General features: G+C 62.9%; 17 protein-coding genes. 15 read left to right on the top strand and 2 right to left on the bottom strand.

The window, feature by feature from the left end; all coding sequences use genetic code 11:
- The 8 genes from A7D27_RS19655 to A7D27_RS19690 all read left to right on the top strand — a co-directional run bounded on the left by A7D27_RS19655 (position 1) and on the right by A7D27_RS19690 (position 9087).
- Positions 1–735, top strand: coding sequence for a lipopolysaccharide kinase InaA family protein (locus A7D27_RS19655; RefSeq protein ID WP_069565831.1), 735 nt, complete (start codon positions 1–3; stop codon positions 733–735).
- Positions 735–1478 carry a lipopolysaccharide kinase InaA family protein gene (locus A7D27_RS19660; protein WP_371914827.1) on the top strand — a complete coding sequence of 248 codons (744 nt, stop codon included), beginning with the start codon at positions 735–737 and terminating at the stop codon, positions 1476–1478. The genes A7D27_RS19655 and A7D27_RS19660 overlap by 1 nt, the downstream gene beginning before the upstream one ends.
- A complete protein-coding gene (locus A7D27_RS19665) occupies positions 1475–2929 on the top strand; it encodes a lipopolysaccharide kinase InaA family protein (protein ID WP_069565833.1) in 1455 nt (484 codons plus the stop codon). Before A7D27_RS19660 ends, A7D27_RS19665 begins: the two co-directional genes overlap by 4 nt.
- 86 nt (positions 2930–3015) lie before the next feature.
- Positions 3016–4770 carry a carbamoyltransferase gene (locus tag A7D27_RS19670; protein WP_069565834.1) on the top strand — a complete coding sequence of 585 codons (1755 nt, stop codon included), beginning with the start codon at positions 3016–3018 and terminating at the stop codon, positions 4768–4770.
- A complete protein-coding gene (locus A7D27_RS19675) occupies positions 4757–5869 on the top strand; it encodes a glycosyltransferase (RefSeq protein ID WP_069565835.1) in 1113 nt (370 codons plus the stop codon). Before A7D27_RS19670 ends, A7D27_RS19675 begins: the two co-directional genes overlap by 14 nt.
- Complete coding sequence (locus A7D27_RS19680) at positions 5853–6896, top strand: hypothetical protein (RefSeq protein ID WP_069565836.1); 1044 nt, start codon at positions 5853–5855, stop codon at positions 6894–6896. The genes A7D27_RS19675 and A7D27_RS19680 overlap by 17 nt, the downstream gene beginning before the upstream one ends.
- 110 nt (positions 6897–7006) lie before the next feature.
- Complete coding sequence (locus A7D27_RS19685) at positions 7007–7969, top strand: glycosyltransferase (RefSeq protein ID WP_069565837.1); 963 nt, start codon at positions 7007–7009, stop codon at positions 7967–7969.
- Between the two features lie 17 nt (positions 7970–7986).
- Positions 7987–9087, top strand: coding sequence for a glycosyltransferase (locus A7D27_RS19690; RefSeq protein ID WP_069565838.1), 1101 nt, complete (start codon positions 7987–7989; stop codon positions 9085–9087).
- Here the strand turns inward: A7D27_RS19690 and A7D27_RS19695 are convergent.
- On the bottom strand, positions 9084–9692 hold the full coding sequence (locus A7D27_RS19695) for a toluene tolerance protein (protein WP_069565839.1): 609 nt from the start codon (positions 9690–9692) through the stop codon (positions 9084–9086). The genes A7D27_RS19690 and A7D27_RS19695 overlap by 4 nt on opposite strands.
- 3 nt (positions 9693–9695) lie before the next feature.
- Positions 9696–10763, bottom strand: coding sequence for a hypothetical protein (locus tag A7D27_RS19700; protein ID WP_069565840.1), 1068 nt, complete (start codon positions 10761–10763; stop codon positions 9696–9698).
- On the opposite strand from A7D27_RS19700, the gene A7D27_RS19705 reads away from it, so the two are divergent.
- The 7 genes from A7D27_RS19705 to A7D27_RS19735 all read left to right on the top strand — a co-directional run bounded on the left by A7D27_RS19705 (position 10762) and on the right by A7D27_RS19735 (position 20475).
- Complete coding sequence (locus A7D27_RS19705) at positions 10762–12027, top strand: O-antigen ligase (protein WP_139134138.1); 1266 nt, start codon at positions 10762–10764, stop codon at positions 12025–12027. The two genes, A7D27_RS19700 and A7D27_RS19705, sit on opposite strands and share 2 nt — an antisense overlap.
- Positions 12028–12137: 110 nt before the next feature.
- Entirely contained in the window at positions 12138–13964 is a 1827-nt protein-coding gene (gene msbA / locus A7D27_RS19710) for a lipid A export permease/ATP-binding protein MsbA (protein ID WP_069565841.1), read from the top strand.
- Entirely contained in the window at positions 13964–14860 is an 897-nt protein-coding gene (locus A7D27_RS19715; RefSeq protein ID WP_069565842.1) for a GNAT family N-acetyltransferase, read from the top strand. Before msbA ends, A7D27_RS19715 begins: the two co-directional genes overlap by 1 nt.
- A 4-nt stretch (positions 14861–14864) precedes the next feature.
- Positions 14865–16265, top strand: coding sequence for a PIG-L deacetylase family protein (locus A7D27_RS19720; RefSeq protein WP_069565843.1), 1401 nt, complete (start codon positions 14865–14867; stop codon positions 16263–16265).
- 72 nt (positions 16266–16337) lie between these two features.
- On the top strand, positions 16338–17759 hold the full coding sequence (hldE, locus tag A7D27_RS19725) for a bifunctional D-glycero-beta-D-manno-heptose-7-phosphate kinase/D-glycero-beta-D-manno-heptose 1-phosphate adenylyltransferase HldE (RefSeq protein WP_069565844.1): 1422 nt from the start codon (positions 16338–16340) through the stop codon (positions 17757–17759).
- A gap of 161 nt (positions 17760–17920) precedes the next feature.
- Positions 17921–19201, top strand: a complete 1281-nt coding sequence (locus A7D27_RS19730; protein ID WP_069565845.1) for an acyl-CoA dehydrogenase family protein — start codon at positions 17921–17923, stop codon at positions 19199–19201.
- A 65-nt stretch (positions 19202–19266) separates the two neighbouring features.
- Positions 19267–20475: an acyl-CoA dehydrogenase family protein gene (locus tag A7D27_RS19735; RefSeq protein ID WP_069565846.1), complete on the top strand. Its 1209-nt coding sequence runs from the start codon at positions 19267–19269 to the stop codon at positions 20473–20475.
- The last annotated feature ends 21 nt before the right edge of the window (positions 20476–20496 follow it).

The following is a 20496-nucleotide window of genomic DNA, read 5'->3' on the forward strand; positions in this document are numbered from 1 at the left end:
ATGTCTGCCTGGAAGCATGAGGGTGTCAGCGAAAGGTTGCTGAGTGCCTTCGGCACGCTGGAGGCGGTATTCCAACTGGAGGGAGAACGGCTGACCTCTGATCCACTCTCTGAAGTCATTCGGGTGGAGATCGAGGGGGTCCGCTACTACGTCAAGCGATATTGGGAGGCAGGCAAGGGGTTACGCCGCTACTTGGGGCGCCCTAGGGTCAAGGCCGAGTGGCAGAATCTCAAGCTTTTTGCCAAGTGGGGTATCCCCACGGCCCCCATCGTCGCTCATGGGCTCGAGCGGCGTGCCGGTGCATTCGTCCGTGGTGCCCTTGTGACGCGGGAGATCGTAAACACCTGCAACATGGCTGAGATGGTGGAGCGCGAAGACTCGCGCCTGAAGGACCCCCAATGGGTCGCTCAAATCAGTCGGCAATTGGCAGCGGGTACCCGTGCGCTCCATGACCACCATTTCACCCACAACGATCTGAAGTGGAGGAACTTGCTGGTCAATGACAAGGCAGAGTTGTTCTTCATCGACTGTCCGACTGGCGGGTTCTGGTGGGGACCACTGTTACGTTATCGGATCATCAAGGACCTGGCCTGTCTGGACAAGGTCGCCAAATACCATCTGACTCGCACGCAGCGCTTGCGCTTCTTCCTGCAATACCGACGGCGGTCGCAGCTAAGCGTGGCTGATAAACGCCGCGTCAGGCAGGTACTGGCCTTTTTCGAGGGCAGGGAGTGATGGACTTCCTTGCCGACGATGACCGTGATCTGCTTCAGCAGCGCGGTCTTGCAGGTTTCGATGCGCTTTGGGCGCTCAAGCTCGAAGCCGTGGACCTTCCCAACACCGAACGCGGCGGCTGGAGTAGCGTGTTTCGCCTGGAGCTGGGTGAGCGGGCGTACTACCTCAAGCGCCAGTCCAATCACCTGACCCGCAGCCTGGTACACCCCTTCGGCGAGCCGACCTTCGCCCGGGAGTTCCGCAATATCCGCCGTTACGCCGCCTTGGGAATTCCCGCCTTGCAGGCAGCCTTCTTCGCTGAGCGGCGCCGCTCGGGCGAGCACCGCGCCATCCTGTTGACCCGCGCGCTGGATGGCTGGCATGAGCTTGAACACTGGCTGGACCAATGGTCTGCAGTCGAACTCGGCCAGCGCGATGCCCTGCTGGACGCCTGCGGCCGTTTGGCGCGGCAGCTTCACGGAGCCGGGCAGATGCACGGCTGTTTCTACCCCAAGCACATCTTCCTGCGCCCTGCTGCCGTTGGTTACGAAGCGTGCCTGATCGATCTGGAGAAGACGCGCCCACTGCTGTTCGGGCGTCGCGACCGGGTCAAGGACCTGGAGCCTCTGTTGCGCCGTGCGCGTATCTGGAGCGCCGATGATATCCGGCGCTTCCTGGTTGCCTACCTGGGAAGCTGCGCCGATGCCGAGCATTGGGAACAGCTCCTGATGCGGCGCCAGCGTGACAAGGAGAGCCGCGCATGAGGCTCGCAGAACTCGCTGGCATGGGGCGTTCCCCTGCCTTGCCGCTGCAGCTTGAGCTGAACGGCGAACTGCTGCAGCTGGAGACCCTGCTGCGTGTGTTGCCGGGCCAGCGCTATGTAGGTGCCGCGATGTGGAAGGGGCGCCGGGTGCTGGCCAAGTTGCTGGTGGGGGGCAAGGCAGCCCGCCACTTCGAGCGCGAGCGCCAGGGCGCCGAGCTGATGGCGCGCCAGGGCCTGCCGACGCCGACCCTGCTGGAAAGCGGGCTGGCCTCCGGACAGGGCGGCTGGCTGTTGTTCGAGTTCCTCGAGGGCGCCAGCAGCCTGTGGGACGAGTGGCGCCTGGTCGAAGGCGAGCCGTTGCTCTCCGACGGCCAGCAGCGCGTAGTGGGTGAAGCCCTGGAGCTGGTCGCCCACTTGCATGCTCGCGGCCTGGTGCAAGAGGACCTGCACCTGGACAACGTCCTCCGGCATGACGGGCAGCTCAAGCTGATCGATGGCGGCGGCGTGCGTGCCGTCTGCGAGGGCGAACCCCTGCCCCGCGAGCAGGTGCTCGCCAATCTCGGGGTGTTCTTCGCCCAGTTGCCCGCCACCCTTGCGCCTTACCTGGAAGAGCTGCTGGTGCATTACCTGCTGGCCAACGGCGAGCACGCCTTGCCGCTGGAAATGCTGGAGAAGGAGATTGCCCGGGTCCGCCGCTGGCGCCTGCGTGATTTCCTCGAGAAGGTCGGTCGCGAATGCAGCCTGTTCAGCGTCCGGCGCTCGCTGTTCGGCCTGCGTGCCGTTCGTCGGGATGCCGAGGCGCGCGTGGCGCCGCTGCTGGCCGCTCCGGATGCCGCCATCGCCGCCGGTCATCGCTTCAAGGACGGCGGCGCCGCAACGGTGGCAAGGGTGGAGCAAGGCGGCGAGACGCTGCTGGTCAAGCGCTACAACATCAAGAACCTGCTGCACTGGCTAAAACGCTTCTGGCGGCCGTCCCGTGCCTGGCACAGCTGGCGCGAGGGTCATCGCCTGGCGTTTCTCGGCATAGCTACGCCGCGCCCGCTGGCGGTGGTGGAGCACCGCTGGTTGGGTCTGCGCGGGCGGGCGTACCTGATTACCGAATATCTGCCAGGTCAAGATATAATCGCCCGTTTTCGAGACGCCCAGGCGGATAGTGCGGGCAATAGCCTGCCGCCGAAAGCCGAGCTGGAAGCCCTGGATCGCCTGTTCGCCGCGCTGATCCGCGAGCGCATCAGCCACGGCGACCTGAAGGGTCACAACCTGTTCTGGCAGGACGGGCATTGGTCATTGATCGACCTGGATGCGGTCCGGCAACACGGCAGCGAGCGCAGCTTCGCCAGGGCCTATGCCCGGGATCGCGAGCGCTTCCTGCGCAACTGGCCGGCGGATTCGGCGCTGTACCGCCACCTGGATGAACGTTTACCCAAGGCCAGCTTGAAGCCCGAGGCTTGAAGTTGGGAATGAGCCCCGAGGGGCTGTGTACTGGACAACTTGCCGGGCGTCACGACGCCCGGCCGCTTTGATAGAGGCTTAACACTGTGGCACTGACGATCCTCGGCCTTTCCGGCGCCCTCAGCCATGATCCTTCCGCCGCGCTCTACATCGACGGCAAGCTGATCGCGGCCGCCGAAGAAGAGCGCTTCGTGCGCGACAAGCACGCGAAGAATCGCATGCCCTACGAGTCGGCCAAGTTCTGCCTGGAGCAGGCGGGCATCAAGCCGTCCGACGTGGACGTTGTGGCCATCCCCTTCGCCCCCATCAGTCTCTTCGGCAAGGCCCGTTGGCAATACGCCAAGCGCTACTGGTATGCACCGGACCGTGCCCTGGACGCGATCCTGATGGGCAACCGCCGCTACAAGCGCTACCGCAACAAGATCGTCTGGTGTCTGGAGCAACTGGGCTTCGACGCCAAGAAGGTGAAGATCGAACCGGTGGAGCATCACCTGGCCCATGCCTCCAGCGCCTACCACTGCTCCGGCTTCAAGGAGAAGACTGCGATCCTCGGGATCGACGGCAAGGGCGAGTACGCCACCACCTTCTTCGGTTGGGGCGAGAACGGCAAGATCCACAAGATCAAGGAGTTCTACGACCCGGACTCCCTGGGTGGCCTCTATGGCGCGATCACCGAGTACCTCGGCTTCGAGATGCTCGACGGCGAGTTCAAGGTCATGGGCATGGCGCCCTATGGTGACGCGGCCAAGTACGATTTCTCCCGCCTGGCCAAGTTCGAGAATGGCGAGCTGGTGATCAACACCGACTACGCCAACGTCATCGGCTTCCGCCGCTACAAGGAAAACGGCAAGGGCTACTACTTCTCGCCCAAGCTGATCGAGTGGCTCGGGCCGAAGCGCCAGGGCGACATCGCCGACGACCCCTACATCCACTACGCCGCCAGCATGCAGGCACTGTTCGAGAAGCTGGCGCTGGAGATGATGGACTACTACCTGGGCGACATCATCCGCGAGACCGGCAAGATCGCTTTCGCTGGCGGCTGTGCGCTCAACGTCAAGCTGAACCAGAAGATCATCGCTCGCCCGGATGTGAAGGAGCTGTTCGTGCAGCCGGCCTCCGGCGACGCCGGCACTGCCGTGGGCGCTGCGGCTTTTGTCTCCCACAAGCGCGGTGTGCCGGTGGAGAAGATGGAGCACGTCTACCTCGGCCCGTCCTACTCCAACGAGGAGATCATCGCCGCCTGCGCCAAGCACCCGAACAAGCCGGTGTTCAAGCGCATCGAGAACACCCCGGAGCGCATCGCCCGCATCATGGTCGACGGTAACCCGGTGGCCTGGTTCCAGGGGCGCATGGAGTTCGGCCCGCGTGCTCTGGGCGGTCGTTCCATCATCGGTTGCCCGAGTGTTCCGGGCGTCGCCGATCGCATCAACGAGCAGATCAAGTTCCGCGAGCGCTGGAGGCCCTTCTGCCCGTCGATGCTCGATACCGTCGCACCGAAGATGCTCAAGGTAGACCACCCGAGCCCCTTCATGACCTTCACCTTCGAGGTCAACGAGGAGTGGAAGGAGCGCGTCTCCGAGGTGGTGCACGAGGACGGGACGTCCCGTGCCCAGGTGCTGGAGCGTCGCCACAATCCACGCTGGTACGACCTGATGCTCGAACTGGAGAAGCTGACCGGCAACGGTGTATCGCTGAACACTTCCTTGAACCGTCGCGGTGAGCCGATGATCTGCTCGCCGACCGATGCTCTGAACATGTTCTACGGGTCGGACCTGCAGTACCTGATCATGGAAGACATCCTCGTGGTCAAGGAAGGTGCCGAGTGGTATGAGCAGCTCTGAACCGCGCGTCCTGCAGTTCTGCCACGGCTATGACGGGCCCTTTCTCGATTGCGCCCGTCAGTACGCCGTGCTGTTCGAAGGCACTCCTTACAAAGTGACCACCGTCTACCTCACCGGCGAGCCGAGTGAGGCGGTGGTGCAGGGATCGGCCTCCGACGAAGTGATCTTCCTCGGTCAGAGCAGTCGCGACGTGAGGGGGCTCAAGCTCGGAGCGATCCGCGCGATCCGCAAGATCGTGGCGGGTCGCGATTTCCGTTTCTGCATCGCCCACCGTTTCAAGCCGATCTACATCGCCTTGCTGGGCACATCGCTGCCTGTGATCGGCGTGCACCATGCTTTCGGTGACTACCAGCGGTTGTCGCGCCGGGTGTTCGCCAACTTCTTCCGCAAGCGCCTGGCGTTGCTGGGGGTGTCCAACGCGGTGCGTGACGACATGCGTCGTTGCCTGCCACGCTGGTCTGCCGAGCGGATCGAGACCCTCTACAACCGGATCGATATCGAGGCGGTCCAGGCTGACCTCAAGTCTCGCGAAGAGGCGCGCGAGATGCTTGGCCTGCCCCAGGATGCGTGGGTGGTCGGTAATGTGGGGCGCCTGCATCCGGACAAAGACCAGGCCACGTTGATCCGCGGGTTCGCCGAAGCGTTGCCGCAACTGCCAGCCGGTAGCCTGCTGGCCATCATGGGGAGCGGCCGGCTTGAAGCCTCTCTGAAAGCATTGGCGGAGCAACTGGGCGTGAGCGAGTCTGTGCGACTGCTCGGTCAGGTGAGCAACGGTCGTCGCTATTTCAAGGCTTTCGATGTCTTTGCTCTGACCTCTGATCACGAGCCATTTGGCATGGTTTTGCTGGAAGCGATGGCGGCGGATGTGCCTACATTGGCGACGGATTGTGGTGGTGCGCCAGAGGTGCTTGGTACGCCGGATGCACTGTTTCCTCTTGGCGATGCCGTGGTTCTTGCGAGGCGTTTACAGGCCGTTGCACGTCATGAATTGAAGCAAGGCGGCCCCGCTCGAGTATCAGCTCAATTTACCGATGAGTACGCCCGTCTGCGATTCTGGTCACTCAACAGCCTGTGGAGGGCGAATGATGCCAACCCATGAGCCCAGGCAGTTGGTTTATCTGGTCTACGGCAGGAAAACCGAGTATCACCAGGAGGCCAAGTTCAGCATCCTGTCCGCCCTGCATCATGCTGCGGGGCAGTGTCCGCGCATTCTGGTGTATACGGACGAGCCGGAGCAGTTTGCCAATTGGCCCGTTGACGTTGTCGGGCTGGATGCAGACACCCTTGCTGCATGGACGGGCACCGCCGCGTATTTGCACAGACGAAAGGCCGCTGCCATTCGTGATGCGCTTCAGTACGCCGAGCAGAGCATATTCATAGACACCGACACGCTGTTCTTGAACTCACCGCTAGAACTGTTCGATCGACTGGCCAACGTTGCCTGGCTGGTCGATGAAGTCGAAGGAGTATGGAGTGAGTGTGATAGGGATTCTCTGCGCGAAGTCGTCGGGCCATATCTAGCCGAGCAATATGGGGTTGATGAAAGCATGCTGCTGATCAACTCGGGTGTTCTCGGGTTTAACATCGAGGCGTCTCGCTTGATGGATGAGACGTTGGAACTGATCGATGTATTGCATCCCATGGCTCCTATGGTCCATACGGTCGAGCAGTTCGCTGTAAGTGTGGCTGCTAGGCATCTTGGCCAGCCTGCTGAGTCTCATGGTGTGGTGAGGCATTACTACTCGGGCAAGAGCTACTGGCGCCATATGGTCGCGGCGTTCTTTGAACGCCATGGCGAAACCTTCTCTTTCCATAGTGTCCGTGCCGTTCTGGAGTTGCCCAGCAGCAAACTCAGGCCTTCATGGTGGCACCGCTTGGTGTTCCGCTTGAGAAGTGCTGCATTGCCATCGAAATTGCGAGCTCAAGCCAAGCTGGCTTACTACGCAGCCGTGATGCATGGCGGTCCTTACGAGCAGGCGAGTGCCTACGCCTATGCGGAGGAACTGACGCGCAAGGTCATTCCATCCGGAGAGAGCATCGACGCGCAGCCCTGGAGCAAAGTTCTGAGTGACAGGGATAGGCAGCGTCTTCGTGAGTTGCTGGCGAGGCAGGAACATAGGCTCTGATCGTTGCAGATCTAGCATCAGGTTGTGCAGGATTCCGGTAGGGGCTATGGCAGCGTTGTAATCCCTTCTGCCTTCGCAAGCATTTCCAGTCAGGTTTTCGAGGTGTGCCATTGAACGTGCTTTTTCTGGTCCAGGCCGAGCAGCGAGCGATATTGGACCGGCTCTATGAGGGCGTCGCCGCATCTTGCGATAACTGTGACATTCGCTGGCTTAGCAGTGATGAGCAAGGCAATCTGAAACGCTACTTCAGCGAGCACGTAGATCTGTCGCGCTACGACCGTATTCTTTTCTTTCTGCGCTTCAAGAAAGAGATGCGGCAGTGGCGATTCATTCGTAGCGTGCCCAATCTAGTGATTCTCGAGCACGACGCCTACCAGAACTACATTCCCTGCAAATATACCGGGACGTTCAGTGCGCACTATCGTCGTATGCCCTGGGTGCGAGTCGTCAGCTCCGGTGCGCTGGTCACGCACCAGCTGTGTGATGAAGGTTTTGATGCCTGCTTCGTTCCTAAGGGTTATGACCAGGCGCTGCTCTCCTATCAGGGGCGCGAGCGTGATATTGAGTTGGCATTCGTCGGCAGCACCAAAAGCGTTGCTTACAGCGGGCGCAAAGCGTTGCTCGAAGAATTGGGGCGCGTTGAAAACCTGCTGGTGACAAAGACCAATTCCGGGCAGGAGTACTGCGATACCCTGAACCGCATCCGTTTCTTCGTCAGTGCCGATGTGGGAATGGGCGAGTACATGATCAAGAACTTCGAAGCTATGGCCTGTGGTTGTGTTTTGCTTGCCTATGATCAGGGCGACGAGGAAAACGCGGCCCTCGGCTTCCGTGATATGCATAACCTTGTGTTATATCGCGGCGTCGACGAGTTGCGTGAGAAGCTCGCGGTGCTGAGGGCTGATCCTCAATTGGCGCAACGTATCGCTGATGAGGGGCGGCATTTGGCTGAAGCAGAGTATGGGTTTGATCGAATTGGCGCGAAGATCGTCGATGCCATGCGTCCGGCGTTACGCAGTGCACAGAAACCTTCCTGGTTGCAGTCGCAATTGCGCAAGGTAGGCATTTATTGAGCACAGCGGGGAGCCCCATGGATATCCTTAATGTCATGTGGCAAGGCGGTTCTGCCTTCGTATCCGTGCACAACGTGCATCGCGATATTCTTCGCCTCAGTCCGGCTGGAGCGCAGATCGACACGCTCCTGCTACAAGGTGGCGATGCTGCGCCGCTGCTTGACGTAGGGAGCGTCTCAGCGCTTGGGCTGTCCTCCACGCGTATCAAGGGGCGAGGGTTTTCTGCCTGCCGGCGCTGGTTTGATCGTCGGCGCCTTGCCAGGTGGATTTCTCGGCAACAACCCCGGCTGGTATTGCTCGACGGCATGGGCGTTGCTGCCTATGTTCTTCCGCTTCTACATGGTTTGACGGATACGCGAGCGATTGTGCTGTTTCACGGCCATAAGTGCCTGAAGTCCGCTGATGTTGATTTGCTCAGGCGCTTCCCGGCCGACAGGCTGAAGCTGGTTGCTGTGTCAAAAACTCTGGCGGCCGATCTTGAGCGTCAGACTGGATGTCCGGTGGTCGGAGGGCGCATCGCGCTTGATCCGTCCCGTGTGCGCACTTCGCTGCTAAGCAGGAGCGATGCGCGGAGTGCGCTTGGTTTGCCAGTTGCGACCGGCAACGTCATTGGAGGAGTAGGCCGGCTGGTTCGTGAGAAGGGTTTTGGCTTGTTGATCGAGGCGGCTGGCGGATGGCTGAAGGCACATCCCGAGGATTGCCTGGTCCTGATTGGCGATGGGCCGGAGCGGGAAGGCTTGATCTCGCTGGCGAAGAGCATGGGCATAAGCCAGCAGGTTCGCTTGTTGGGGCATGTTGCCAATGCTTCCTGCTTCTATCGGGCATTTGATTTGCTCTGTATTCCTTCGCGTGAAGAAGGGCTCGGGCTCGTTCTGCCAGAGGCGGTTATTGCTGGTGTCCCTGTCCTCGCAACTCATTTGCCTGTGTTTCGCGAGCAGTTGAGAGGAGAGTACGGCCTGGTCTCATCGGCCGAGAAGGCAGATTGGGAAGCGGCCTTGAGCCACTGTCTGCGTGCTGATCTGAATAGACTTGCCGAGGAGCAGTGGAGTGGTATGGATCCCGAGCACGCCTGGTTGAGTTTTCTGGATCTTTACCGCGCGTTAATGCGTTTTGCCTAGTCTTTCAGTATGGCGGAAGTAATCGAGGCGAGTGGGAATTGCCCTGCAATCCCCATGCTTTCTAGTGGCCTGGAAAAGTGTGCGAGATTACGTTTTGCCTTGGCTCTGGAAAGGGGACGTCTCTGGAAGCTCAAGTCAGCGATATCGATCAGCCCTAGCGCTCCTTGCGGAGTCAATACGATGTTTCCCAGGTGCAGCGAACGGAAATAGATGCCATTGCGGTGAAGCGCACGAATAAACCCTATGAGCTTGGGCACATATTCGGGGAAGGTGTCCGGACTCTCCAGATAGAGGTCCTTCAGTGTTTTCCCCTGTAGGGGGCGATACAGCACAGCACTTAAAGAAGCCTCTTTCAACTGGTAGAGATGCAGAGGGGTCAGCGTTGGAATGCCCAGTCTCTTTAGGTGTTCGGCATTTTCCCAAAAACGGGTCGAATAAGGATAGAGGAGAGCAGAGGAGAGCAGTCTCTTGCGCCGGAACAGCTTGAGAAAATTCCCGTCAGCCAGCCTGTAGACTTTTGGCCCCAGGCTGTCCTCTTCCAGTATCTGTGCGCCGGTGGTCAAGGCAGCAAGCTCGCCATCGGACAGTGCTTTGGTAATCGGCATGAATCAATCAGGCACTCGTTTGGCCCTAAAATTCGCCATTATATGTGAGCGCATCTCCTGATAGTGGTCGCCGGCAAGCATTTTCAGGATTGGGTTGTTGAGGTAGTGCTCCACCTCCTCAGGAGCAAGGCAGAGGCCGTGGCGCTTCTGAGCGTTGATGATTGCCTTGTCCCACCAACTGCTGGCGCACGCGCGATCGAACTCGTTGGCATAGGTATGGCAGCCATAGAGCAACTCCCGAAAAAACTGCCTTTGTGCCGGGGGAGTCAGGCTGGTGAGCAGTTTTTGCCAGCCTCGGTTGGGGTGTGGCGGGCGTGGCAGGCGGTCATTCAGCAGCAAGGCGTCGCGCATTGCCTCCTCGCTGAGCGGGGCATGATGGTGTTTTCTGAACCAAGCCTCAACTTTGGCGCGAAAGTGCGTTTTGCGGCTCCAGTAATGGTGGATCACGTCCGTACAGGAGCGAAGCTCCAGTGTGCCGTGTGCGGCCAGGGCAAGACTTAGCTCCTCAAGTGTGTAAAGCTCTGGCGCCATAGGGCGTAGCTCATCCATCCATGCGATAGAGCGCTCCAGAAGTTTCTGGTCCTCATGCGCAAGGCCTATTACCCCGGAGTTAGTCTGACGCAAGTCGGCCAACGGGAGATTGTCCCGTGCTAGACGCGCGAGCATTTCGTTTGGGAGCGCCGGCGCTGGACCCAGCGGCCGGCCAATGGCATTGCAGAGGAGGCTGCCTGGAGTGACCCTATGGAACAGTGCCTCCGGCGATTGGCGAAAAAATGTGTCCGTATCAATGAGTATCGCTTTTTCACAGCTCTTTAGTGTTTCTAGCAATGCGGCATGCTTGATTCTGAAGTGATACCGATGCGGACCGGCCCACGTGGGATCAATGGCATTTATTTCGACAGGCAGCTTGTCATAGTAATCAGGGCTGTCGGTGAAGATGCGAATACCGAAGGCTGAGCTGCGAGCGTCGCTGCCCAAATGCGCCAAGCCGCTGCTGATGCTGAATACAGCCTCGCGTTGGTAGGTGGTTTCACCAAAAGCCAGATAGATCAGTTGCGAAGCGTGAGTCATGAGGCACGTGCTGTTGTTTTGGTGGCACGGAGAATACCACTCCGTTGTCCTGTTCCTGAATCACCCAGCGGATGGAGAAATGATGTCAAGTGTTCGTAGTGCTGGTGTGATAAGTGTTCTGTGTGTGGGGTATTTCTGGTTTTTAGCGGGCATCGCATGGGCTCCCGACAACAAGCTCTATCAGCAAGGCCTGGTAGCCTTATTGTGGGTTCCGGCCCTCGTTGCTGCGGTGTTGCTGCGAGAACATCTTTTTGCAGTATGGCAGACCAACCGAGCTTTTCTTGGCTTGCTGCTGGCTTTTTTGATCTGGGCTGCATTCAGCGCGATATGGACCGGTGCTGAGTCGCCTTTCAAAGAAGTCAAACGTGTCCTTTACGTCAGTCTTTTCCTTTTGGGCTTTCTGTTGTTGGCTTTGGAGCGCCAGGCGTTGCTGTGGAACGGGCTGTGTTTTGCCTTCGTTTCATTGGCCCTGTCCTGTCCGTTGAGTTTCTACCTGTTCTATGTGCACGACACGAATCCATTGAGTACTCGGCTTTTGGGCGTTGGGGAAGCCGGCCATCCCATCCTCGGTGCGTACGTAATGGCATTGGCAGCAATATGGGGGCTTCAGTTTTTCCCGAGAACCATCGGGCGGCGTCTGCTCTGGGGCCTACTGATGGTTGCGCTGCTGCTGTTTGTAGTATTGGGACAAAGTCGCGGGGCCATGCTGGCGCTTGGTTGCGCAGCACTCACCATGCCTCTGTGGTCGCGCGGGCGTTTTGTCTGGCTTGTATCGATTTCTACATGCGCCATCGCAATCGTGGGATGTGCCATGTTCTTGCCTCTGATACTGGAGCGCGGGCTCTCCTATCGACCTGATATTTTCGTCGCCAGTGTTGAAATGATCATGCAGCATCCCTGGTTGGGGCAGGGGATCGGGGCAGATTATCGAGTGGTGACCCCGAATTACCCTGACGGTTTTGATCACTCCCACAATGCGTTTACACATTCGGCGATCTTGCTTGGGCTTCCGGGGCTGCTGCTCTGGTCAGGTCTGTGGTTGATCGCGTTCCGGCTTGCCTGGACTGAGCGTGAGTCCCGCGATGGCCGCCTGGTGCTGAGTACCCTGCTGGTTTCATTCGTAGCATCGCAGTTCGATGCGGCCAGTCTGTGGGGAAGCCCTCGGGCAGAGTGGTTTGTTACCTGGCTGCCCATTGGGCTTTCCCTTGCGCTCGCGGTCAGGCGCTCAAGCCCCAAGCCCCTGCCCGCGCCGAGCGATGCATAGCGCATCTCCCGACTAGCATGAAAACCTCACACGGTACTGGCGCGCTCCGAGAGGTCGCGCTGGTACAATTTGCGCTTTGCTCAATACAGCCAGTGCAAGAGGCGAGCCGGATGGCCAATTCCAAACAGCAGTCAAGTTTGACGGTGTATCTTCGATTGCTGCGTTATGTGCTCCCCTATTGGGGGCTCTTCTGCATCAGCATCGTCGGGTTCCTGATCTTCGCGTCTACTCAGCCAATGCTGGGTTACATCCTGAAGTACTTCGTTGATGGCCTGTCCAACCCGGATGCCAGCCTGTTCGCCGGTGTGCCCTGGATGTTGGAGTACATTCCATGGCTGGCACATCTGAAGCTGCTGCAGGCCGTGCCGCTGCTGATTGTGCTCATTGCACTGTGGCAGGGCATTGGGTCGTTCCTTGGCAACTACTACCTCGCCAAGGTGTCGATGGGGCTGGTGCAGGATCTGCGTGTTGCCCTGTTCAACAACCTGCTGACCCTGCCTAATCGCTACTTTGACAATCACAATTCGGGCCACTTGATTTCCCGTATCACCTACAACGTGACCATGGTTACCGGTGCAGCCACCGATGCGATCAAGGTGGTCGTTCGTGAGGGAATGACGGTGGTATTCCTCTTCGCGACGTTACTCTGGATGAATTGGAAACTGACGCTTGTGATGGTTGCGATCCTGCCGGTGATCGGTTTGATGGTGACCACTACCAGCAAAAAGTTTCGCAAGCAGAGCAAGAAGATCCAGACCAGCATGGGTGATGTCACTCATGTTACTTCTGAGGCCATTCAGGGTTATCGCGTGGTTCGCAGCTTCGGCGGCGAGGACTACGAGAAGCAGCGGTTTCTGGAGGCCAGCGAGGAAAACAAGAGCAAGCAATTGAAGATGGTGCGTACAGGGGCTGTCTATACCCCGTCGTTGCAATTGGTGATCTACAGCGCCATGGCGATCCTGATGTTCCTCGTGCTCTGGTTGCGTGGTGACTCCTCTGCAGGGGACCTTGTTGCGTACATCACGCTTGCCGGCTTGCTGCCGAAGCCCATTCGGCAGCTCTCGGAGGTCAGCTCCACAATCCAGAAAGGTGTCGCTGGTGCCGAGAGCATCTTCGAGCAACTGGATGAAGTCTCCGAAGTGGACAATGGCCAGCAGGAGCTTGAGCGGGTGAGTGGCCGGCTCGAAGTCAAAGGACTGAGCTTTACTTATCCGGGCTCGGAAAAGCCCGTCCTGGAAGACATTTCCTTCGTCGCCGAACCCGGCCAGATGGTGGCCCTGGTGGGCCGCTCCGGCAGCGGCAAGTCGACCCTGGCGAACCTCATCCCGCGCTTCTACCACCACGAGAACGGCGAGGTCCTGCTGGACGGCGTCGAGATCGAGGACTACCGCCTGCGCAACCTGCGCCGGCACATTGCCCTGGTCACCCAGCACGTCACCCTGTTCAACGACACGGTCACCAACAACATCGCCTACGGCGACCTCGCCGGCGCCCCGCTGGAAGACGTCAAGGCCGCCGCCGAAGCCGCCTTCGCCGCCGAATTCATCGAGAAGATGCCCCAGGGCTACGACACCCTGGTGGGCGAGAACGGCGTGCTGCTGTCCGGCGGCCAGCGCCAGCGCCTGGCCATTGCCCGCGCCCTGCTGAAGAACGCACCGCTGCTGATCCTCGACGAGGCCACCTCCGCCCTGGACACCGAGTCCGAGCGGCACATCCAGGCTGCTCTGGACGAAGTGATGAAGGGTCGCACCACCTTGGTGATCGCCCACCGCCTCTCCACCATCGAGAAGGCCGACCTGATCCTGGTGATGGACCAGGGCCGCATCGTCGAGCGCGGCACCCACCGTGAACTGCTGGCCCTCAACGGCTACTACGCCCGTTTGCACGCCAAGCAGTTCGAGGACGACGGCAAGGACGCGGTGGAGCAGGACACCTGATGCTCAGTTACCTGCGCGCCTGGCGTGAGCGGGGCTGGGAGCCCATCGACGCCGCCACCTACGCCCGTGCCTGGCATGAATTCGGCGGCAGCGTCGCCACCCACCCCGAGGTGGTCGAGCGCCTCGCCGGCCTGGCCGGCATCCCCGTGCGCTACCTCGGTTGTAACCAGAGCGGCCGTCTGGTCGCCGCACTGCCCACCTGGGGCCGACACCTGGCGCTGTCCAAGGATGTGCTCAAGCAGCAGGGCAAGCGCGGCCTGTTCGACCTGGGTAACGCCGAAATCATCCTGCCCATCGCCGAGCAGGCCGGCGTGGCCCTGCGTCATCGGGCCCGCTATGTCTCGGCCCTCAACCTCGGCGGCATCACCGGCCTGCGCGAGCAGCCCGAGGGCCTGGCCCTGGCCCGCGAGCCAGAGGACTACAGCAAGAAGTTCCGCTACAACCAGCGCCGCGAGCAGCGCCTGCTGGAAGAGGCGGGCGGCGTGATCCGCCCCATGCTGGAGCTGGAACCGGCGGAGCAGGCCGCCATCTACGCCGACCTCTTCCACCGCCGCTGGGGCTTCGACGCCACCGGCAAGGCGCACCTGGCCGAGGTGTTCGGCCTGATGCGCGAGTTCATGACCGGCTCGCTGATCTACCTGGAAGACCGCCCCGTGGCCATCCAGGTGCTCTACCGGGTCGAGGCCCCGCGCTGGGTCAGCCTCGAATACATCAACGGCGGTGTCGATCCCCAGGAGCGTGCTTTCAGCCCCGGTAGCGTCCTCAGCTTCGTCAACACCCAGGCCGCCTGGGCCGAGGCCCGCGCCCTGGGCAAGCCGCTGCGTTACTCCTTCGGGCGTGCCGACCGCGAATACAAGGACCGCTGGTGCCACCGCGTGCCCGTCTACCAGGTGTGAACCCATGAGCGGACGCAAGCAGCAACTGCTGAAACGCCACCGCCGGCAGAAGCGTATCGCGCTGCTGGTGGCCCTTGTCCTGCTGGTGGCCCTGGGCATCGGCGTGGCCTGGTGGCTGGTGCCGCTGGCCCTGGTGCTGGGCTGGATCGCCCATGAGGCCTGGTTTGCCGACCACCTGTTCTACGCCCCGAGCGATGACTACCGCTATGACTTCCCGGCCGGCACGCCCGAGTGGCCGCTCGACCTGGCCGGCGGCCGCGTCCACCTGCCCGAGGGCGCAGGCGAGGCGGACACGCTGATCCTGCGGGTACGCCTGCGCGCGTCCTGGCTGGGCCGCTGGCTGGACCCGGCGGTCTGCGTAGGCGACGACCGCCAGGACTTCGAGCGCGGCGTCGATGGCTGGCGCTACCTCAACCTGACCGGCCAGCATGTCGCGCTGCAGGCCGGCACCCTCGTCATTCGTGGGCGCTTCTGCCGGATCGCGGCCGAAGCCACTCTTTACGCCCTCACCCAGCCCGACTTCCGCCAGCAGCGGGTGATGGTCATCGCACCCCACGCCGATGACGCCGAACTGGCCGCATTCGGGCTGTACAGCCAGGCCGCCGAGGCCAGCATCGTCACCCTCACCCAGGGCGAGATCGAAGCCGAGCACTACCAGCGGCTTGGCCTGGATGCCGCCGAGGCCGCCCGCCTCAAGGGGCGCCTGCGCAGTTGGGACAGCCTGGCCATCCCGCTCTGGGGCGGCGTCCCGCAATCCCATTGCGTACAGCTCGGCTATTACTGCCTGCAGCTCCCGACCATGGCCCGGTCGCCCGACCAAGGGCTCGGCTCGAAGGTGTCCGGCGATGCCGACGTCCGCACCGTGCGCCAGCACAACCCCATCGAGCTGCCCGGTGACGCCGACGGCGTGCCCAGTTGGACCAATCTGGTGGCCGACCTGGCGCGCCTGCTGGAGCATTTCCGCCCCGAGGTGGTGGTCACGCCCCATCCCGAGCTGGACCCCCACAGCGACCACGTCGCCGCGACCCAGGCGCTGCTCGCGGCCATCCAGCAAGCCGACTGGCAGCCCGCCAGCCTGCTGCTCTACGCCAACCACCTGCACGACAACGACCGCTGGCCCATGGGCCCCGCCGGCCAGGGCATCGCGTTGCCGCCAGCCATCGAGCCGCTTCCGGCCGACCCGCTGTGGAGTATCTGCCTGGATGCCGCGCAGCAACGTGACAAGGCCCAGGCCCTGGCCATGCAGCATGACCTGCAGGGGCCTCTGCCCATCAAGAAGCGCCTGCGCCGGCTGATCCAGCGCTGCCTCGCCGGGCGCCGCTGGCCGGCCACCGGCGAGGACGAATTCTTCCGCAAGGCCGTGCGTCGCCACGAGCTGTTCTGGGTCCGCCGGCTTTCCGATTGACGGCCACCTTCGGCGGGGCGGATCGGCTGCTATGGTATGATCCGCGCCGTTTTTCCATGCCCTGGAGTCTTCATGAACCTCACCATGCCCCATTTCGATCTGGCCCCCGTTCTGGTGGTGGGCGATGTCATGCTCGACCGTTACTGGCATGGCGGCACCTCGCGCATCTCCCCCGAAGCGCCGGTTCCGGTGGTACGTGTGGACCAGATCGAAGACCGTCCGGGCGGCGCCGCCAACGTGGCGCTGAACATCGCCGCCCTGGGCGCACCGGCGGCCCTGGTTGGCGTCACCGGTGAGGACGAAGCCGCCGAGAGCCTGCTTGCCAGCCTCGGCGCCGCCGGCGTGGATGCCCGCTTCCAGCGCATCGTCGGGCAGCCCACCATCGTCAAGCTGCGGGTCATGAGCCGCCACCAGCAACTGCTGCGCATGGACTTTGAAGAGCCCTTCGACACCGACGCCGACGCCCTGGCTACCGAGGTCGAACGCCTGCTCACCGGCGTCAAGGTGCTGGTGCTCTCCGACTACGGCAAGGGCGCCCTGAAGAACCACCAGGCGCTGATCCAGGCGGCCCGTCGCCACGGCATCCCGGTGCTCGCCGACCCCAAGGGCAAGGACTTCGGCATCTACCGGGGCGCCAGCCTGATCACCCCCAACCTCAATGAATTCGAAACCATCGTCGGTCGCTGCGCCGACGAGGCCGAGCTGGTCGCCAAGGGTGCCCGGCTCATGCAGGAGCTGGACCTCGGCGCCTTGCTGGTGACCCGTGGCGAACACGGCATGACCCTGCTGCGCCCCGGCCACCCGGCCCTGCACCTGCCGGCCCGTGCCCGCGAAGTGTTCGACGTCACCGGCGCCGGCGACACCGTCATCTCCACCCTGGCCGCCAGCCTGGCTGCCGGCGAAGAGCTGCCCCAGGCCGTCGCCCTGGCCAACCTGGCCGCCGGCATCGTGGTCGGCAAGCTGGGCACTGCCGCCATCAGCGCCCCCGAGCTGCGCCGCGCGGTGCAGCGCGAGCAGGGCTCCGAGCGCGGCGTGCTGAGCCTGGAGCAACTGCTGCTGGCCATCGAAGACGCCCGCGCCCACGGCGAGAAGATCGTCTTCACCAACGGCTGCTTCGACATCCTTCACGCCGGCCACGTGACCTACCTGGAGCAGGCCCGCGCCCAGGGCGATCGCCTGGTGGTGGCGATCAACGACGACGCCTCCGTCAGCCGCCTCAAGGGCCCCGGCCGGCCGATCAACTCGGTGGACCGGCGCATGGCCGTGCTTGCCGGTCTCGGCGCCGTGGACTGGGTGGTGAGCTTCAGCGAAGACACCCCCGAGCGCCTGCTGGGCGAGGTCAAGCCGGACATCCTGGTCAAGGGTGGCGACTACGGCGTCGAGCAGGTGGTCGGTGCCGATCTGGTCCGCGCCTACGGCGGCGAAGTGCGGGTGCTCGGCCTGGTGGAGAACAGCTCCACCACCGCCATCGTCGAGAAGATCCGCAGCCGCTGATTCGCTGAGCTTTCCCACGGTCCGGCAGGGCCGACGCGCAGCAGACCCTGAACAGGGCTCTCACTGGCCGAGGCGCCACAGCGGCACGTCGGCCCGGTCATAGGCGCCTCTGGTTGGCGCGCGCATCATCCCGGCATCCTCACCCCGCGTGGAGCGATGCCATGAGTACCGATGTGCAGGGCCGTGCCCTGTCCGTGCTGAACCGCGTGGCCCAGGCCGACTGGCCGGACCGGTTCAAGCTGCGCAAACCCTTCGAACGCCTCCTGTACACCGGCAGCCGTGCCGGCTTCCGGATGGCGGCCAAGCCCGCCAAGTCTGCCAAGGCCCCGCGCCCGGCGGACCCGGACGGCCTCTTCGACCTGTCCCTCAGCGACGAGCAGCAGATGCTCGTGGACATGCTCGGCGCCTTCGCCAGCGAGGTCCTGCGACCGGCTGCGGAAGCGGCGGATGCCCAGGGTTGCGTCTCCGCCGGGCTGATCAACCAGGCCCTGGAGCTGGGCCTGGCCCACTACGGCGTCAGTGAAGCGCTGGGCGGCATGGCCGGCGAGCGTACCGTCGTCACCAACGCCCTGATCGCCGAAGCCCTCGGCGGGGGCGACCTGTCCCTGGCTGCCTCGCTGCTGGTGCCGCTGTCGGTGGCCAACTGCATCCGCCGCTGGGCCTCCCAGGAGCAGCAGGCCCGCTGGCTGCCAGCCTTCGTCGGGGCCGCGCGCCCGCCGGCCATGGCCATCGCCGTCAGCGAGCCGGGCCTGCTGGTCGACCCGCTGCGCCTGGCCACCCGGGCCAAGCGCAAGGGGCGTCACTACCAGCTCGACGGCGAGAAATGCCTGGTGCTCGAAGGCCTCAACGCCAGCGCCATCCTGGTCGCCGCCCAGACGGCCGACGGCCCGGCACTGTTCCGTGTGGATGTTGGTGCCAAGGGCCTGAACCTGCGCCCCGAACCGGCCATGGGCCTCAAGGCCTGCGCCACCGCCCGGCTGAGCCTGAAGGGCGTGCGGGTGCCGATGGAGGACCGCCTGGCCGGCAGTGCCTTCGATCTGGAGCGCTTCCTCGCCTACACCACCCTGGCCTGGTGCGCCCTCGCCGTGGGCACCGCCCAGGCCGCGCTGGACTACGTGGTGACCTACTGCAACGAGCGCGTCGCCTTCGGCGAACCCATCAGCCACCGCCAGGGCGTGGCCTTCATGGTGGCCGACATCGGCATCGAGCTGGATGCCATGCGCCTGATGGTCTGGCGGGCCTGCGCCCGTGCCGAGCGCGGCGAGGAGTTCCGTCGCGAGGCCTACCTGGCGCGCCTGCTGTGCGCCGAGAAGGCCATGAAGATCGGCACCGACGCCGTGCAACTGCTCGGTGGCCACGGCTTCACCAAGGAACATCCGGCCGAGCGCTGGTACCGCGACCTGCGTGCCGTGGCCCTCTTGGCCGGCGGCCTGCACCTGTGAGAACCGGTTTCGATCGGCTGCGCGTCTAGCTCGCACGATCGAAATCCGGTCCTGAGGACTTTGTGATGAACCTGGAAACCCCGAAGAAATTCCGTGGCCTGGCCAACCAGGCCCACCAGGTGGCGGCGAACTACTTCCGCCCCATCTCCCGCAAGTACGACAAGGCCGAGCATGCCTACCCCAAAGAGCTGGACCTGCTGGCCGCCCTGCTGGACGGCATGAACGCCGGCTCGCCCGACGCCGTCGGCGCCACCTCCGCCAGCAAGCGCGGCAGTGGCCAGGTGGAGGAGGGCGTGCGCAACGGCGGCAACCTCTCGGCCCTGCTGGGCGTCATCGAACTGTGCTGGGGCGATGTCGGCCTGCTGCTGGGCATGCCCCGCCAGGGCCTGGGCAACGCCGCCATCGCCGCCGTCGCCAACGAGGAACAGCTCAAGCGCTTCGGCAGCACCTGGGCGGCCATGGCCATCACCGAACCGGGCTGCGGCTCGGACTCCGCCGCCATCCGCACCACGGCGGTGAAGGACGGTGACCACTACGTGCTCAACGGCGAGAAGATCTACGTCACCTCCGGCGAGCGCGCCGATGCGGTGGTGGTCTGGGCCACCCTGGACAGGAGCCTCGGCCGCGCCGCAATCAAGTCCTTCGTGGTGGAGAAGGGCACGCCCGGCATGACCGTCACCCGCCTGGAGAAAAAGCTCGGCATCAAGGCCTCCGACACCGCCTCCATCAGCTTCAACGACTGCCGCGTGCCGGCGGCCAACCTGCTGGGCAACCCCGAGATCGACGTGCAGAAGGGCTTTGCCGGGGTGATGGAGACCTTCGACAACACCCGCCCCCTGGTGGCCGGCATGGCCATCGGCGTCGCCAAGGCCGCGCTGGACCGGACCCGCGAGCTGCTGAAGAAGGCCGGCTGCAGCTTCGACTACCGCAAGCCGCTGCTCAGTGTGAGTCACGCCGAAGCCACCCTCTATCGCCTGGAGGCCGAGTGGGAAGCGGCGCGGCTGCTGACCCTCAAGGCCGCCTGGATGGCCGACAACAAGCTGCCCAACTCCAAGGAAGCCTCCATCGCCAAGGCCAAGGCCGGGCGCGTGGCCAACGAGGTCACCCTCAAGTGCGTCGAGCTGTGTGGCGCGCTGGGCTACGGGGAAGACGAACTGCTGGAGAAATGGGCACGGGACTCGAAGATCCTCGACATCTTCGAAGGCACCCAGCAGATCCAGTTGCTGATCGTGGCCCGGCGCCTGCTGGGCAAGAGCTCCAGCGAGCTGAAGTAGGCCGCGAGTGCGACTGGCGGG

The sequence above is a fragment of the Pseudomonas sp. 1D4 genome (genome assembly GCF_001728925.1).
GTDB lineage: Bacteria > Pseudomonadota > Gammaproteobacteria > Pseudomonadales > Pseudomonadaceae > Metapseudomonas > Metapseudomonas otitidis.

Excerpts from the sequence above, each read along its gene's own strand:
- A7D27_RS19700 (WP_069565840.1), bottom strand. The coding sequence starts at position 10,763 with ATGACTCACGCTTCGCAACTGATCTATCTGGCTTTTGGTGAAACCACC.
- A7D27_RS19705 (WP_139134138.1), top strand. The coding sequence starts at position 10,762 with ATGAGGCACGTGCTGTTGTTTTGGTGGCACGGAGAATACCACTCCGTT.
- A7D27_RS19715 (WP_069565842.1), top strand. The coding sequence starts at position 13,964 with ATGCTCAGTTACCTGCGCGCCTGGCGTGAGCGGGGCTGGGAGCCCATC.
- hldE (WP_069565844.1), top strand. The coding sequence starts at position 16,338 with ATGAACCTCACCATGCCCCATTTCGATCTGGCCCCCGTTCTGGTGGTG.
- A7D27_RS19655 (WP_069565831.1), top strand. The coding sequence starts at position 1 with ATGTCTGCCTGGAAGCATGAGGGTGTCAGCGAAAGGTTGCTGAGTGCC.
- A7D27_RS19720 (WP_069565843.1), top strand. The coding sequence starts at position 14,865 with ATGAGCGGACGCAAGCAGCAACTGCTGAAACGCCACCGCCGGCAGAAG.
- A7D27_RS19690 (WP_069565838.1), top strand. The coding sequence starts at position 7,987 with ATGGATATCCTTAATGTCATGTGGCAAGGCGGTTCTGCCTTCGTATCC.
- A7D27_RS19660 (WP_371914827.1), top strand. The coding sequence starts at position 735 with ATGGACTTCCTTGCCGACGATGACCGTGATCTGCTTCAGCAGCGCGGT.
- A7D27_RS19695 (WP_069565839.1), bottom strand. The coding sequence starts at position 9,692 with ATGCCGATTACCAAAGCACTGTCCGATGGCGAGCTTGCTGCCTTGACC.
- A7D27_RS19675 (WP_069565835.1), top strand. The coding sequence starts at position 4,757 with ATGAGCAGCTCTGAACCGCGCGTCCTGCAGTTCTGCCACGGCTATGAC.
- A7D27_RS19730 (WP_069565845.1), top strand. The coding sequence starts at position 17,921 with ATGAGTACCGATGTGCAGGGCCGTGCCCTGTCCGTGCTGAACCGCGTG.
- A7D27_RS19680 (WP_069565836.1), top strand. The coding sequence starts at position 5,853 with ATGATGCCAACCCATGAGCCCAGGCAGTTGGTTTATCTGGTCTACGGC.
- A7D27_RS19735 (WP_069565846.1), top strand. The coding sequence starts at position 19,267 with ATGAACCTGGAAACCCCGAAGAAATTCCGTGGCCTGGCCAACCAGGCC.
- msbA (WP_069565841.1), top strand. The coding sequence starts at position 12,138 with ATGGCCAATTCCAAACAGCAGTCAAGTTTGACGGTGTATCTTCGATTG.
- A7D27_RS19665 (WP_069565833.1), top strand. The coding sequence starts at position 1,475 with ATGAGGCTCGCAGAACTCGCTGGCATGGGGCGTTCCCCTGCCTTGCCG.